General features: G+C 69.0%; 12 protein-coding genes. 1 reads left to right on the forward strand and 11 read right to left on the reverse strand.

What is annotated here, in order from left to right:
* Positions 1-6: 6 nt before the first annotated feature.
* The 6 genes from ACYVKR_RS04375 to ACYVKR_RS04400 all read right to left on the reverse strand — a co-directional run bounded on the left by ACYVKR_RS04375 (position 7) and on the right by ACYVKR_RS04400 (position 6,300).
* A complete protein-coding gene (locus tag ACYVKR_RS04375) occupies positions 7-990 on the reverse strand; it encodes a TRAP transporter substrate-binding protein (RefSeq protein WP_460479584.1) in 984 nt (327 codons plus the stop codon).
* 128 nt (positions 991-1,118) lie between these two features.
* Complete coding sequence (locus ACYVKR_RS04380; RefSeq protein ID WP_460479585.1) at positions 1,119-2,048, reverse strand: dihydrodipicolinate synthase family protein; 930 nt, start codon at positions 2,046-2,048, stop codon at positions 1,119-1,121.
* Between the two features lie 11 nt (positions 2,049-2,059).
* Positions 2,060-3,232 (reverse strand): L-rhamnonate dehydratase, encoded by a 1,173-nt coding sequence (locus ACYVKR_RS04385; RefSeq protein WP_460479586.1) that lies wholly within the window; start codon positions 3,230-3,232, stop codon positions 2,060-2,062.
* A 35-nt stretch (positions 3,233-3,267) separates the two neighbouring features.
* Positions 3,268-4,269, reverse strand: coding sequence for a TRAP transporter substrate-binding protein (locus tag ACYVKR_RS04390; protein WP_460479587.1), 1,002 nt, complete (start codon positions 4,267-4,269; stop codon positions 3,268-3,270).
* Positions 4,270-4,290: 21 nt separating this feature from the next.
* Positions 4,291-5,325: a 4-hydroxythreonine-4-phosphate dehydrogenase PdxA gene (locus ACYVKR_RS04395; protein WP_460479588.1), complete on the reverse strand. Its 1,035-nt coding sequence runs from the start codon at positions 5,323-5,325 to the stop codon at positions 4,291-4,293.
* A gap of 3 nt (positions 5,326-5,328) precedes the next feature.
* The gene (locus ACYVKR_RS04400; RefSeq protein ID WP_460479589.1) at positions 5,329-6,300 is read right to left on the reverse strand and encodes a Bug family tripartite tricarboxylate transporter substrate binding protein; all 972 of its coding nucleotides are present in this window, start codon (positions 6,298-6,300) and stop codon (positions 5,329-5,331) included.
* Between the two features lie 114 nt (positions 6,301-6,414).
* Between ACYVKR_RS04400 and ACYVKR_RS04405 the strand changes: the two genes are divergently transcribed.
* Complete coding sequence (locus ACYVKR_RS04405; protein ID WP_460479590.1) at positions 6,415-7,359, forward strand: LysR family transcriptional regulator; 945 nt, start codon at positions 6,415-6,417, stop codon at positions 7,357-7,359.
* On the opposite strand, the gene ACYVKR_RS04410 is transcribed toward ACYVKR_RS04405, so the two are convergent.
* The 5 genes from ACYVKR_RS04410 to ACYVKR_RS04430 form a co-directional block, all read right to left on the reverse strand.
* The gene (locus tag ACYVKR_RS04410; RefSeq protein WP_460479591.1) at positions 7,356-8,309 is read right to left on the reverse strand and encodes a DMT family transporter; all 954 of its coding nucleotides are present in this window, start codon (positions 8,307-8,309) and stop codon (positions 7,356-7,358) included. The two genes, ACYVKR_RS04405 and ACYVKR_RS04410, sit on opposite strands and share 4 nt — an antisense overlap.
* Complete coding sequence (locus ACYVKR_RS04415; protein ID WP_460479592.1) at positions 8,306-9,742, reverse strand: aldehyde dehydrogenase family protein; 1,437 nt, start codon at positions 9,740-9,742, stop codon at positions 8,306-8,308. The genes ACYVKR_RS04410 and ACYVKR_RS04415 overlap by 4 nt, the downstream gene beginning before the upstream one ends.
* Positions 9,743-9,809: 67 nt before the next feature.
* A complete protein-coding gene (locus ACYVKR_RS04420; protein WP_460479593.1) occupies positions 9,810-11,147 on the reverse strand; it encodes a glucarate dehydratase family protein in 1,338 nt (445 codons plus the stop codon).
* A gap of 37 nt (positions 11,148-11,184) precedes the next feature.
* Positions 11,185-12,165, reverse strand: a complete 981-nt coding sequence (locus tag ACYVKR_RS04425) for a 2-hydroxyacid dehydrogenase (protein WP_460479594.1) — start codon at positions 12,163-12,165, stop codon at positions 11,185-11,187.
* 28 nt (positions 12,166-12,193) lie between these two features.
* Complete coding sequence (locus ACYVKR_RS04430; RefSeq protein WP_460479595.1) at positions 12,194-13,156, reverse strand: Bug family tripartite tricarboxylate transporter substrate binding protein; 963 nt, start codon at positions 13,154-13,156, stop codon at positions 12,194-12,196.
* Positions 13,157-13,249 lie beyond the last annotated feature (93 nt).

The raw sequence follows: 13,249 nt of genomic DNA on the forward strand, positions 1-13,249 counted from the left end.
GTCTCCTTACTTGATCGCGTCCACGGCGTTCAGCAGCTCGGGGCCGTTCTTGGCCACGAAGGACTGGCGCAGCGGCTCGCCGACGATGGCGCGGAAGGGCGCGGGGTCGAAGCTCTCGACCACGGTCATGCCGTGCTTGCGCAGGTCGGCGATGATGCCGGCCTCGTTCTTCTGGTTGGTCTGTCGCTGGAACAGCTTGGCGTCCTGCGCCGCCGACAGCAGGGCCTGCTGCTGCGCGGGCTTGAGGCCGTCGAACTTCTTCTTGTTCATCACCACCGGCATGGCGGTGAAGGCGTGGCGGCTCAGGGTCAGGTGCTTCTGCACCTCGTAGAACTTGGCCGCGTAGGTGATGTCCACCGGGTGCTCCTGCGCGTCGACCGCGCCCGACTCCAGCGCCTGGTACAGCTCGCCCAGCGGCATGGGGATGGGGTTGGAGCCCAGCAGCTTCCAGGCCTGGATGTGCGTGGGGTTGGGCGTGGTGCGGATCTTCAGGCCCTTCACGTCGGCCGGTTTGCTGACCGCGCGGTTCTTGGTGGTGATGGAGCGGAAACCCACCTCCCAGAACGCGAGCTGCTGCAGGTTGTGCGGCTCCAGCTCCTTGGCCAGGCGCTGGCCCACGTCACCGTCCACCGTGGCGTAGGCGTGGGCCGGGTCGCGGAACAGGAAGGGGATGTCGAGCACGTCGAGTTTGGACGACAGGCCCGAGAAGTTGCCGCTGCCGGCCATCATGATGTCGATGGTGCCGCCGCGCACCGCGCCGAGCACGGTGGAGTCGTTGCCGAGCTGGCTGCCGGGGTAGACCGCCACCTCCAGCGTGCCCTGGCTGCGCTCCTTCACCAGCCGGGCGAACTCCAGCGCGGCCAGGTGCTGCGATGCGGTCTCGGGTCCGGCGTGGGCAAAGCGGAGCTTGGCGGCGGGCTGGGCCTGCGCGCCGGCGGCGCACAGCGCCAGCGCCGACAGCGCCAGCCGGATGAATGCTTGGCGTTTCATGTTGTCTCCTGGTTATGTTTTTGCTATTGATAAAGGAGCTGCTAGCGCTTTTGCTTGTTTGGTTTCAATGAGAAAACCATTGGTAAATGGCTTCCATCGAGCGCAAGCAGCTCACTTTTTTGAACTTCTCAGCGGCCCCAGCGCAGCACCAGCGGATCGAGCCGGCGGGCGATGTCGAGCAGCTGGCGGCGCACCTCGGGGTGCATGGGCGGCCAGGGCGCGCGCGGCGCGTCGCAGGCGATCACGCCGCCTTCCTTCATCAGCGCCTTGGCGGCGAGGAAGCCGGCCTGGCGGTTCTCGTGGTTGATCAGCGGCAGCCAGCGCTGGTACTCGGCGAAGGCCTTGTCATGGTCGCCCGCGCGGTGCGCCTCGATGATGGGGCGGATGCCATCGGCAAAGCCGCCGCCGGTCATGGCGCCGGTCGCGCCGGCCTCCAGGTCGGCCAGCAGCGTGATGGCTTCCTCGCCGTCCCACGGGCCTTCGATGGCCTCGCCGCCCAGCGCGATCAGCTCGCGCAGCTTGTTCGCCGCGCCGGCGGTTTCCATCTTGAAGTAGCTGACCTGCTCGATCTCCTTCGCCATCCTGGCGAGGAAAGGCATGGACAGCGGCGTGCCGGCCGCCGGCGCATCCTGGATCATGATGGGGATGGCTATCGCGTCGGACACGCCCTGGTAGAACGACTGGATGGCCGCCTCGCCGAAGCGGAAGGTGGCGCCGTGGTAGGGCGGCATCACCATCACCATGGCCGCGCCCATGTCTTGCGCGCGGCGGCTGCGCTCGGCGCAGATGCGGGTGCTGGTGTGCGTGGTGGTCACGATCACCGGCACGCGGCCGGCCACGTGCTCCAGCGCGGTGCGCGTGAGCGTCTCGCGCTCTTCGTCCGAGACCAGGAATTGCTCGGAGAAGTTGGCCAGGATGCACAGGCCGTCGACGCCCGAGTCGATCATGAAATCGAGGCAGCGCTTCTGGCTGGCCAGGTCCAGCGTGCCGTCCTCGTGGAAGGTGGTGGGCACGACCGGGAAGATGCCGCGGTAGCGTGGGTTGGAAAGTCCGGGCATGGCGCGGCTCCTTACTCGGTGATCTGGAACTGGTCGAGGAACTCGGTCTTGAGCGTCAGGCCCAGACCGGGGGTGTTGTCGTCGAGCTGCAGGAAGCCGTTCTCGGCCACCGGCTCGCCGTCGAAGATGTAATAGAACAGCTCGTTGCCCACCTCGACGTCGAACATCGGGAAGTACTCGCTCATCGGCGAGGCCATGGAGCTCATGGTCAGGTGGTAGTTGTGCATCTGGCCGGCGTGCGGCACCACGGGCACGCTGTAGCTCTCGCACAGCGCGTTGATCTTGTGCGCCGCGGTGATGCCGCCGACGCGGTTGGTGTCGTACTGCACCACGCTGACGGCCTTGCGCTCGAGCAGTTGCTTGAAGCCGTAGAGTGAAAACTCGTGCTCGCCGCCCGAGATCGGGATGCTGGTGAGCTGGTTCAGCTCGGCATAGCCGTCGATGTCGTCGGCGATCACCGGCTCCTCGACCCAGCGCGGCTGGAACTTCTCCAGCTTGGGCAGCATGCGCTTGGCGTACTCCAGGTTCCAGCCCATGTAGCACTCGAGCATCAGGTCGTTGTCGTAGCCGATCACCTCGCGCAGCGCCTCGACGGCCTTGAGGTTCTCCTTCACGCCCTGCGTGCCGTGCGCCGGGCCGTAGCCAAAGCGCGACTTGAACATGGTGAAGCCCTGGTCGAGGAATTTCTGCGCCTCGTCCTGCATCTCCTGGATGTCGGTGCGGTAGAGCTTGCTGTAGTAGCAGGGGATCTTTTCCTTGGTGCGGCCGCCCAGCAGCTTGAACACCGGCTTGTTCACGCTCTTGCCCAGGATGTCCCAGATCGCCAGGTCCACCGCCGAGATGGCGGCCATGGTCACGCCCTTGCGGCCCCAGGCATGGGTGCTGCGGTACATGCGCTGCCACAGGTATTCGTAGTCCCACGGGTCCTGGCCGATGACCAGCGGCGCCAGGTACTCGTCGATGATGGCCTTGGCGATCTTGGGCGCCAGCGCCACGTTGCCCAGGCCGACGATGCCGTCGTCGGTCTCGATCTCGACCACGGTCCACGAATGGAAGCGGAAGGTGCTCATGGTCTCGGTCTTCGAGTAGACGAGGTCCATGGCGTTGGAGCAGAAATTGCCCTGGGGCGGAACGGTCTTGCCCTTCCATTCAAAGACGCGGGCGCGGACGGACTTGATCTTCATGGTGCGGTCTCCTGGGTGATCGGAAAGAGGGGGATTTACTTGGCGGCGCGGCTGCGGGCCAGCTGCTGCTGGGCCTGGGCCACGAGTTCGGGGCCGATCTCGGCGGTGTAGCGTTCGGTGACGGGCTTGAGGCGCTCGCGCATCTTCTGCACCTCGGCGGGCGCGAGCGGCGTGACGGTCATGCCTTCCTTCTTCAGCTTGTCGGTCAGCTCGGCCGTCATGCGGCGGCTGAGCTGGCGCTGCCAGTCGCGCGCCTCGGTGCAGCTGGTGCGCAGCGCCTCGCGCTCGGGCGCGGCGAGCTTGTCCCAGGTGCTCTTGGCCAGCAGCACCACATAGGGCGCATAGGCGTGGTTGGTGAGCGTGACGTATTTCTGGACTTCGTAGAACTTGTTCGAATGGATGATGGCGATCGGGTTTTCCTCGGCGTCGATCGCGCGGCTTTCCATGGCGGTGTACAGCTCGGTGAACGGCATGGGGATCGCGTTGGCGCCCAGGGTCTTGAACGCGTCGATGTAGACCGGGTTCTGCATCACGCGCAGCTTCAGGCCCGACAGGCCGGCCATGTCCTTGACCTCGTGCCGGCTGTTGGTCACCTGGCGGAAGCCGTTCTCCCAGTAGCACAGGCCGACCATGTTCTTGGGCTGGGCCATGTCGAGCAGCTTCTGGCCCACCGGGCCGTCGAGCAGGGCGTCCGCTTCCTTTTCGTTCTGCAGCAGAAAGGGCAGGTCGAACAGCAGGTACTCCTTGATCATCGTGGCCACCGGCGCGGTGGAGGTGATGACCAGGTCCTGCACGCCGCCGCGCACGGCGGCGATCATCTGCGCCTCGGAGCCGAGCTGCGTGGCGGCGTAGACCTTCATCGAGAGCTTGCCGCCGGATTGCTTCTCGAGGATCTTGGCGAACTGGACCGCGCCCTGGCCCAGCGGGTGCTCCTCGGCGATGCCGTGGCCCAGGCGCAGCGCCTTGGTCTGCGCCAGTGCGCCGGTGGCCAGGCATGCGGTGGCCACCGCCGCCGCGATCTTGCGGGCGATTTTCATGGGGTTGTCTCCGGGTTGGTTTTAGGTGGCGGCGCGATGGGCCGTGCCCATGCGGCAGGCGATCAGGAAGGCCTGCCAGGTGGCTTCGACATTGGCCTTGCCCTGGCCGGCGATGTCGTAGGCCGTGCCGTGGGCCGGCGTGGTGATCGGCACCGGCAGGCCGCCCTGCACGGTCACGCCGCGCGAGAAGCCCAGCAGCTTGATCGCGATCTGGCCCTGGTCGTGGTACATGGTCACGATGGCCTGGTACTCGCCGGCCTGGGCCTTCAGAAAGATGGTGTCGGCCGGGAACGGGCCATGGAAGGGATCGGGCGTGGGCCACTGGCGCGCGCGCAGGGCCTGCACGGCGGGCTCGATGGTGTCGATCTCCTCGCGGCCGCAGGTGCCGCCGTCGCCGTTGTGCGGGTTGAAGCCGGCGATGGCCACCTTGGGCTCCGCGATGCCGTTGGCCAGCAGCGAGCGGTAGATCAGCTCGGCCGCCTGCGCGATGCGCTCCTGGCTCAGGTAGCTGGCCACGTCCTTCAGCGGCACGTGCGACGAGATGCGCGAGGTCCACAGGTTGCCCAGCGTGTTGAACTCGCAGAAATAGCCGGTCACGCCCAGGTACTCGGCAAAGTGGTGCAGCTCGTCCTCGTGGCGCAGGCCGCCGAGCTTCATGGCCTGCTTGTTCAGCGGCGCGAAGCAGATGGCGTCGATGTCGCCGGCCAGGGCCGCGTCCATGCACTGGTCCAGCACCTGCAGCACCGAGCGGCCGCCGGCCGCCTGGGCCTGGCTGCGCGTCACCGATTCGGGCGCCACCGTGTCCACGGCCAGGAAGGCGGGGCGCTCGCTGCCGGTATGGCCGCGCACGGCGGCCAGGCTGGCGATGGCATCGGTCTCGACCTGTACACCAGCGATGCGCTGGCCCTCTTGCCACAGCCAGGGGTCGCCCACCAGCACGATGTTGGCCTGCTGCGTGGCCTCGGGCTTGGCCAGCAGGCGCGCGATGAGTTCGGCGCCGATGCCGGCGGGGTCGCCCAGGGTCAGGGCCACGACGGGTTTTGCGGATGCGGACATGGCTCAGTCGATCTTGATCTGGTTCTTGCGGATGATGTCGCCGTAGCGCTGGTACTCGGCGTTGTGGAAGGCGATGAAGTCGGCCTGGCTCATGGGCGTCAGCTCGGCGCCCACGGCCTCCAGGCGGGTCTTGGTCTCGGGCATGGCGATGACCTTGTTGACCTCGTCGTGCACCTTCTGCTGAACGGCCTTCGGCGTGGCGGCCGGCATGTAGACGCCGTACCAGGCGCTGACCTGCACCGCCGGCAGGCCGGACTCGGCCATGGTCGGCACCTGTGGCAGCTGGGCGTTGCGCTGCGCCGAGGTCACGGCCAGCGGGCGCAGCTTGCCGCTCTTGATCTGGCCGATCACCGACGGCATGGTGTCGAAGCTCATCTGAACCTGGCCGCCCACCAGGTCGATCAGCGCGGGCGCGCTGCCCTTGTAGGGCACGTGGGTGATGTCCACGCCCGCGGCGTCCTTGAAGATCTCGGCCGCGATGTGCTGCGTGCTGCCGGCGCCGCTGCTGGCGTAGTTGATCTTGCCCGGCTCCTTCTTGGCCAGCGCCACCAGCTCGGGCACGGTCCTGGCCGCCAGGCCGTTGCTCACCACCAGCACGTTCGGCACGGCGCCGACGAAGGCCACCGGCACCAGGTCCTTGTTGCTGTCGTAGCCGAGCTTGAGCAGGTGCGGTGCGATGGCATGGGCGGTGACCACGCCCATCACCATGGTATGGCCGTCGGTGGACTTGGCGGTGGCGTCGGCCGCCAGCGTGTTCGAGACGCCGGGGCGGTTCTCCACCACGATGGCCTGCTTGAGCAGCGGGCCCAGCCGGTCGGCCACGGCGCGGGCCATGGCATCGGTGCCGCCGCCGGGGGCCGAGCCCACCAGCAGGCGCACCGGCTTGCCGGGCCAGTCGCCGCCGCCCTGCGCCAGCGCGCCCCAGGGCAGCAGCGCCGCCAGCACGGCGGCCGCGGACATTGCGCGTCGTTTCATTGCCTGTCTCCTTTGTCTTGTGGTTCGTTGTGATGGTAGGCAGGGCATTGCTTGCCGTAAACTGAAAGATATTGATGGATTGATAACTCCAGGTAATCAACTTTCGGGGGCGCCATGGGATCGATAGACCGCCAGGACAGCACGCCGCAGCTGCTCAACCGGCTGCGCATGCGCCAGATCGCGCTGATGCTGGCCATCCACGAGCAGCGCACGCTGCGCGGCGCGGCGGCGCAGCTGGGCATGTCGCAGCCCGCGGCCACCAAGATGCTGCACGAGCTGGAGGGCGCGCTGGGCCTGCGCCTGTTCGAGCGCGTGGGGCGCGGACTGCAGCTCAACGGCGCCGGCGAGCGCGTGCTGGACTACTGCCAGAGCCTGCGCGGCAGCATGGAGGCACTGAACCGCGAACTGGTCGAGCTGCGCCAGGGCAGTGCCGGGCGGCTCGCGGTGGGCAGCATCATGGCGGCGTCGCCGGGGCGGTTGACGAATGCGCTGCTGGGCATCAAGCGCCAGAGCCCGCTGCTGTCCATCGAGGTGGCGGTGGACACCAGCGATCGCCTGCTGGCGCAGCTGCGCGAGGGCGTGCTCGAGGTGGTGGTGGGCCGCATGGCCGACGCGCATGGCGAGGACTACCGCTTTCGTGCCATCGACGACGAGGAACTGGTCGTCGTTGCCGGCCTGGCGCACCCGCTGGCGCGCAAGCGCACGGTCACGCTCGAGGCCCTGCTGGCCCATGCCTGGGTGCTGCAGCCGGCGGGCAGCCCCATGCGCGCGCTGATCGACCAGGAGTTCCGCGACCGGGGCCTGTCGCTGCCGCGTGGGCTGATCGAGACCGGCTCCATCCTGACCAGCATCAACCTGGTGCGCAGCTCGCAGATGGTGGCGGTGATCCCCGCGGCGGTGGCGCGCAGCCATGCCGAGCACGGCATGCTGCGGCTGCTGCCGTTCCGCTTCCAGCGCCGGCTCGAGGCCTACGGCAGCATCGTGCGCCGCAACCACGCGCTGAGCCTGCCGGCGCAGCAGTTCCTGGCGCTGCTGCACGAGGACGCCGCAGCCGCCTAGCGCCGCGCGCGCTCCACCGTCACCAGCCAGATGCCGCCGCAGACCAGGGCCAGCGCGGCCGCATAGTGCCAGGCCCACAGGTGCTCGCCGAGAAAGACCGCCGACAGCACCGAGCCGAACACCGGCACGGTGAAGTTGTAGATCGCCACCTGGCTCACGCGGTTGTGCCTGAGCAGCAGGCTCCACAGCGTGAAGGCCGCCGACGACAGCAGGGCCAGGTACAGCAGGAGCAGCAGCGCCGGCGCGCCGGGCGCCTGCAGCGTGCCGCCGCCGGCCCAGCCCAGCGCCAGCAGGAACAGGCCGCCCAGGGCCAGCTGCCAGCCGGTCATCACCATGGCGTCGATGCGCTGCGACAACTGCTTGCCGTAGATGCTGGCGGCGGCCAGGATCAGCGCGGCCAGCACCACGGCGCCTTCGCCGCGCCAGGCAAAGCCGCCGTCGATGCCGGCGCCGCCGCCCAGCGTCACCGCCACCACGCCGGCGAAGCCGATCGCGCAGCCCAGCAGCTTGCGCAGGCTGAGCCGGTCGTCGGCATGGAGCCAGTGCGCGATGAGCACGCTGAAGAAGGTGGCCGTGGCGTTCATGATCGAACCCTTGACGCCCGTGGTGTAGGCCAGGCCCAGGTAGAAGAACACGTACTGCAGCGTGGTCTGCGCCAGGCCCAGCGCCGCCAGGCGCAGCGGCTGCCGGCGCAGGCCGGCGCGCACGGGCTTGCCCATGGCGGCGGCGGCCAGCAGCACCAGCACGCCGGCCAGCGCAAAGCGCCAGCCGGCGAACAGCAGCTTGCCGGCCAGGTCTTCGCGCACGATGCCGAACAGCTCGTAGCCGCCCTTGATCGCCGGGTAGGAGCTGCCCCAGAGCAGGCAGCACAGCAGCGCCACAGCCGCCACGGCCGGCGGCCGGCTCCAGCCCGAAGGGGTGACGGCGGTGGTGGCAGCCGTCGCGCTCATGCCAGCGTGTAGGCGGTCTTGACGGTGGTGAAGAACTCCTGCGCGTAGCGGCCCTGCTCGCGCGGGCCGTAGCTGCTGCCCTTGCGCCCGCCGAAGGGCACGTGGTAGTCGACGCCGGCGGTGGGCAGGTTCACCATCACCATGCCGGCCTGGCTGTGGCGCTTGAAGTGCGTGGCGTATTTCAGGCTGGTGGTGGCGATGCCGGCGGACAGGCCGAACTCGGTGTCGTTGGCGACGTGCAGGGCTTCGTCGTAGTCCTTGACGCGGATCACGCTGGCCACGGGGCCGAAGACTTCCTCGCGGTTGATGCGCATGGTGCTGGCGCTGTCGCTGAACAGCGCGGGGGCCAGGTAGTAGCCGTCCGTGCCCCGTTGCAGCCGCTCGCCGCCCACGGCCAGCGTGGCGCCTTCGCGCTGGCCGATGGCGATGTACTCCAGGTCCTGGTCCAGCTGGCCCTGGCTGGAGACCGGGCCGATGTCCGTGCCCTGGGCCAGCGCGTCGCCGACCTGGATCCTGGCCATGCGGGCCTGCATGGCCTCGATGAACTTGGGGTAGATGCCGTCGGTGACGATCAGCCGGCTCGACGCCGTGCAGCGCTGGCCGGTGGAGTAGAACGCGCTCTGCACGCTCAGCTCGACGGCCTGGTCGAGCTGGGCATCGTCCAGCACCACCTGCGGGTTCTTGCCGCCCATCTCCAGCTGCACCTTCTTGCCGCTCCGGGCGCATTCCAGCGCGATGCTGCGGCCCACGCCCACCGAGCCGGTGAAGCTGATGGCATGGATGCCGGCATGGCCGACCAGCGCATTGCCGATCACGCTGCCGCGGCCCATGACCAGATTGAACACACCGGCTGGAATGCCCGAGCGGCTGATGATCTCGGCCAGCGCCCAGGCGCAGCCCGGCACCAGGTCGGCGGGCTTCAGGACCACGCAGTTGCCGAAGGCCAGCGCCGGCGCGATCTTCCAGGCGGGGATGGCGATGGGAAAGTTCCACGGCGTGATGAGGCCCACCACGCCCACGGGCTCGCGCGTGATCTCGACCCCGATGCCCGGGCGCACCGAAGGCAGCACCTCGCCCGACAGGCGCAGGCATTCGCCGGCAAAGAACTTGAAGATCTGGCCGGCGCGCGCGGCCTCGCCGATGCCTTCGGCCCGGGTCTTGCCTTCCTCGCGGGCCAGCAGCGTGCCCAGCTCTTCCTTGCGCGCGAGGATCTCGTTGCCGATCTTGTCGAGCGCGTCGCTGCGCGCCTGCACCGAGCCCGTGGCCCAGGCTGGGAAGGCGGCGGTGGCGGCTGCCACGGCGGCCTCCACGTCGGCGGCATCGCCTTGGGCGTACTCGCCGATGGTGTCGGACAGGTCGCTGGGATTGGTGTTGGGCGCGTAGGCGGCGGCGGGTGTCCACTGGCCGTTGATGAGGTGGTGGTGCTGGGTCATTTTTAATGTATTTTTGGCATTCAGCGCCCATGGATAAAGCGCTGATGGCTATTGAAATAGGAGTAAATCAGCGCAGCATGCAGGGCCGCTTGGGGTCGAATTTCCAGCCGGGGATCAGGTACTGCATGGCGATGGCATCGTCGCGCGCGCCCAGGCCGTGCTCCAGGTACAGCGCGTTGGCGCGCTGCAGCGCCGCGCGGTCCACGGTCACGCCCAGGCCCGGGGTCTGCGGCACGTCGACGAAGCCGTCCCGGATCTGGAACGGATTGCTCGTCAGGTACTGGCCGTCCTGCCAGATCCAGTGCGTGTCTATGGCCGTGACCTTGCCGGGCACGGCGGCGGCCACGTGGGTGAACATGGCCAGCGAGATGTCGAAGTGGTTGTTGGAGTGCGAGCCCCAGGTCAGGTCCCAGTCGCGGCAGGTCTGGCCCACGCGCACCGAGCCGGCCATGGTCCAGAAGTGCGGGTCGGCCAGCGGAATGTCCACCGACTGCAGCGACAGCGCATGCACCATCTGGCGCCAGTCGGTGGCGATCATGTTGGTGGCCGTGGGCAGGCCGGTGGCGCGGCGGAACTCGGCCATCACCTCGCGGCCCGAGAAGCCGCCTTCGGCGCCGCAGGGGTCCTCGGCATAGGCGAGTACGCCGCGCATGTCGCGCATCAGGCGGATCGCGTCCTGCAGCAGCCAGCCGCCGTTCGGGTCCAGCGTGACGCGGGCCTCGGGGAAGCGCTTGGCCAGCGCGGTCACGGCCTCGACCTCCTGCTCGCCGGCCAGCACGCCGCCCTTGAGCTTGAAGTCGTTGAAGCCGTAGCGCGCATGCGCGGCCTCGGCCTGGCGCACGATGGACTCGGGCGTCATGGCCTCCATGTGGCGCACCTGGGTCCAGGCGTCGCTGCCGAGCGGGTCCTCGCCGGGCTTCACGTAGGGCAGGTCGGTGCGATGCGATGGGCCGACGAAGAACAGGTAGCCCAGCATCTCCACGCGGTCGCGCTGCTGGCCTTCGCCCAGCAGGGCCGCGACCGGCACGCCCAGGTGCTGGCCCAGCAGGTCGAGCAGCGCGGATTCGACGGCCGTGACCGCATGCACGGCGATGCGCAGGTCGAAGGTCTGCAGGCCGCGCCCGCCGGTGTCGCGGCCTTCCAGGGCTTTCTGCACGCGCTGCAGCAGCTGCAGGTGCTGGCCGATGGACTGGCCGAGCAGCACGCGCTTGCTGTCCTCCAGCGCCTGGCGGATGCCTTCGCCGCCGGGCACCTCGCCCACGCCGGTGTGGCCGCTGCTGTCGTGGATGAGCACGATGTTGCGCGTGAAGAAGGGCGCGTGCGCGCCGCTGAGGTTCATCAGCATGCCGTCGCGGCCCGCGACGGGGATGACTTCGATCTCGGTGATGGTCGGTGTGGTGGACATGGGAGGCTCGTTCAACAGGTTCGGGGGAGGAGGGCGGTCATTGCGCGGCGGACCAGGGCACCTCGGCCGCGGGGCGGCCGGTGGCGATGAACTGCCGCAGGTTGTGCAGTACCAGGTCGGCCATGGCGCGGCGGGTTTCGTGCGTGCCGCTGGCGATGTGGGGCGCGAGCACCACGTTGTCCAGCGCCAGCAAGGCGGGCAGCGGGCGGGGTTCGTCCTCGAACACATCGAGCCCGGCGCCGGCGATGCGGCCGGCCTGCAGTGCATCGGCTAGCGCGGCCTCGTCGACCACGCTGCCGCGGGCCACGTTGACCAGAAAGCCCTGCGGGCCCAGCGCGGCCAGCACCTCGGCGTTGACGAGGTGGCGCGTGCCCTCGCCGCCGGCGGCGGTGATGACCAGGAAGTCGCACCAGCGCGCCAGCTCCAGCAGCGAGGGCAGGTAGCGGTGCGGCGAGCCCTCGGCCGGGCGGCGGTTGTGGTAGGCCACCTCCATGTCGAAGCCGGCGGCGCGGCGCGCCACGGTGCTGCCGATGCGGCCCATGCCGAAGATGCCCAGGCGCTTGCCGCTGGCGCGCGTGCGCACGCCGAAGCGCGCCCGGGTCCAGTCGCCGCGGCGCACGAAGCGGTCGGATTCGCTGAGGCCGCGGGCCGCGTCGAGCAGCAGCGCAAAGGCCATGTCGGCCACGCAGTCGTCGAGCACGCCGGGCGTGTAGCCCACGCGCGCGCCGCGGCGCAGCAGCGCGTCCTGGTCGAGCGCATCGAAGCCCACGCCGAAGCTGCTGACGAATTTCAGCCGGGGCAGCGCATCGACCACGCGCGCCGGCAGGCCCATGGCGGCCGAGGTGACCACGTACTCGAACTGCGCGCCGTGCTCGGCGAGAAAGCGTTCGGGCTCGGGCTGCGCCGAGAGCAGGCTCACCTCGTAGGCCTGGGCCAGCTCGGCGTCGAGCTGGGGCAGCGGCATCTTGCCGTACTGCAGAACGCGGGGGCGGAGAGCGAGAGGGCTGGAGGGGGCCATGCCGGGGTCCTTGGTTGGGATCGTCGAATCAGTCGATGCTGATCTTGCGGGCCTGGATCAGCGCCTTCCAGCGGGCATTCTCGCGAGCCTGAAAGGCGCTGAACTCGGCCGGCGTGCTGCCGACGATCTCCAGCCCCTGGTCGGTGAAGCGCTGGGCCACGGCCGGGTCGCGGATGGCCTCGATAGCGGCCTGGCCCAGCTTCGCCTTCACGTCGGCCGGCAGGCCCTTGGGCGCGGCCAGGCCCTGCCACGAGTAGACCTCGGCGCCCTGGATGCCGGACTCGGCCAGCGTGGGCACATCGGGCAGCACCGGCGAGCGCTTGTCGCCGGTGACGGCGATGGCATGCAGCTTGCCGGCGCGGATGTGCTGCAGCACGGCGTTGACGTTCTGGAACGAGAAGTCCACCTGGCCGCCCAGCAGGTCGTTGATGGCCGGCGCGCCGCCCTTGTAGGGGACGTGCGTGCCCGAGGTGCCGGTCTGCTGCCAGAACAGCTCGGCCGAGAGGTGGTCGGACGAGCCGTTGCCCGAGCTGGCGAAGCTGACTTTGCCCGGCTGGGCCTTGAGCGCGGCGACCACGTCGGCCACGGTGCGGGCCTTCTGCGCGACGGGCGAGGACGAGGCGACGAGCACGTTCGGCGCCTGCACCGGCACCGAGAGGTAGTCGAAGTCCTTGACTGAGTCGTAGGGCGCGGTCTTCATCAGGTGCGGCGTGATGACGTAGGGGCCGAGCGAGGCCACCAGCAGCGTGTAGCCATCGGGCGCGGCGCGCTTGACGGCCGTGGCGCCGATGGTGCCGGTGGCGCCCGGGCGGTTGTCCACCAGGAAGGGCTGGCCCAGCTTCTCGCCCATCTTCTGTGCCAGCGCGCGGGCGATGGTGTCGGTGGAGCCGCCGGCCGGGAAGGGCACGACGATGGTCACGCTGCGCTCGGGCCAGGCCGCGGCGGCCGACAGCGAGACAGCGGCCGCCAGCGCGGCGAGGATCTTCTTCATGGGATGTCTCCTGGTATGTATTTCATAGCGTCTGGCGCTTGCTACAAGCCATTTATTAAATGAAATGGCATGGAATTGCTCATTCAGCAAGCG

The organism is Comamonas humi, assembly GCF_054782535.1.

Coding starts and splice junctions, on each gene's coding strand:
- ACYVKR_RS04375 (WP_460479584.1), bottom strand. CDS start 990: ATGAAACGCCAAGCATTCATCCGGCTGGCGCTGTCGGCGCTGGCGCTG.
- ACYVKR_RS04430 (WP_460479595.1), bottom strand. CDS start 13,156: ATGAAGAAGATCCTCGCCGCGCTGGCGGCCGCTGTCTCGCTGTCGGCC.
- ACYVKR_RS04380 (WP_460479585.1), bottom strand. CDS start 2,048: ATGCCCGGACTTTCCAACCCACGCTACCGCGGCATCTTCCCGGTCGTG.
- ACYVKR_RS04420 (WP_460479593.1), bottom strand. CDS start 11,147: ATGTCCACCACACCGACCATCACCGAGATCGAAGTCATCCCCGTCGCG.
- ACYVKR_RS04395 (WP_460479588.1), bottom strand. CDS start 5,325: ATGTCCGCATCCGCAAAACCCGTCGTGGCCCTGACCCTGGGCGACCCC.
- ACYVKR_RS04400 (WP_460479589.1), bottom strand. CDS start 6,300: ATGAAACGACGCGCAATGTCCGCGGCCGCCGTGCTGGCGGCGCTGCTG.
- ACYVKR_RS04415 (WP_460479592.1), bottom strand. CDS start 9,742: ATGACCCAGCACCACCACCTCATCAACGGCCAGTGGACACCCGCCGCC.
- ACYVKR_RS04390 (WP_460479587.1), bottom strand. CDS start 4,269: ATGAAAATCGCCCGCAAGATCGCGGCGGCGGTGGCCACCGCATGCCTG.
- ACYVKR_RS04425 (WP_460479594.1), bottom strand. CDS start 12,165: ATGGCCCCCTCCAGCCCTCTCGCTCTCCGCCCCCGCGTTCTGCAGTAC.
- ACYVKR_RS04385 (WP_460479586.1), bottom strand. CDS start 3,232: ATGAAGATCAAGTCCGTCCGCGCCCGCGTCTTTGAATGGAAGGGCAAG.
- ACYVKR_RS04410 (WP_460479591.1), bottom strand. CDS start 8,309: ATGAGCGCGACGGCTGCCACCACCGCCGTCACCCCTTCGGGCTGGAGC.
- ACYVKR_RS04405 (WP_460479590.1), top strand. CDS start 6,415: ATGGGATCGATAGACCGCCAGGACAGCACGCCGCAGCTGCTCAACCGG.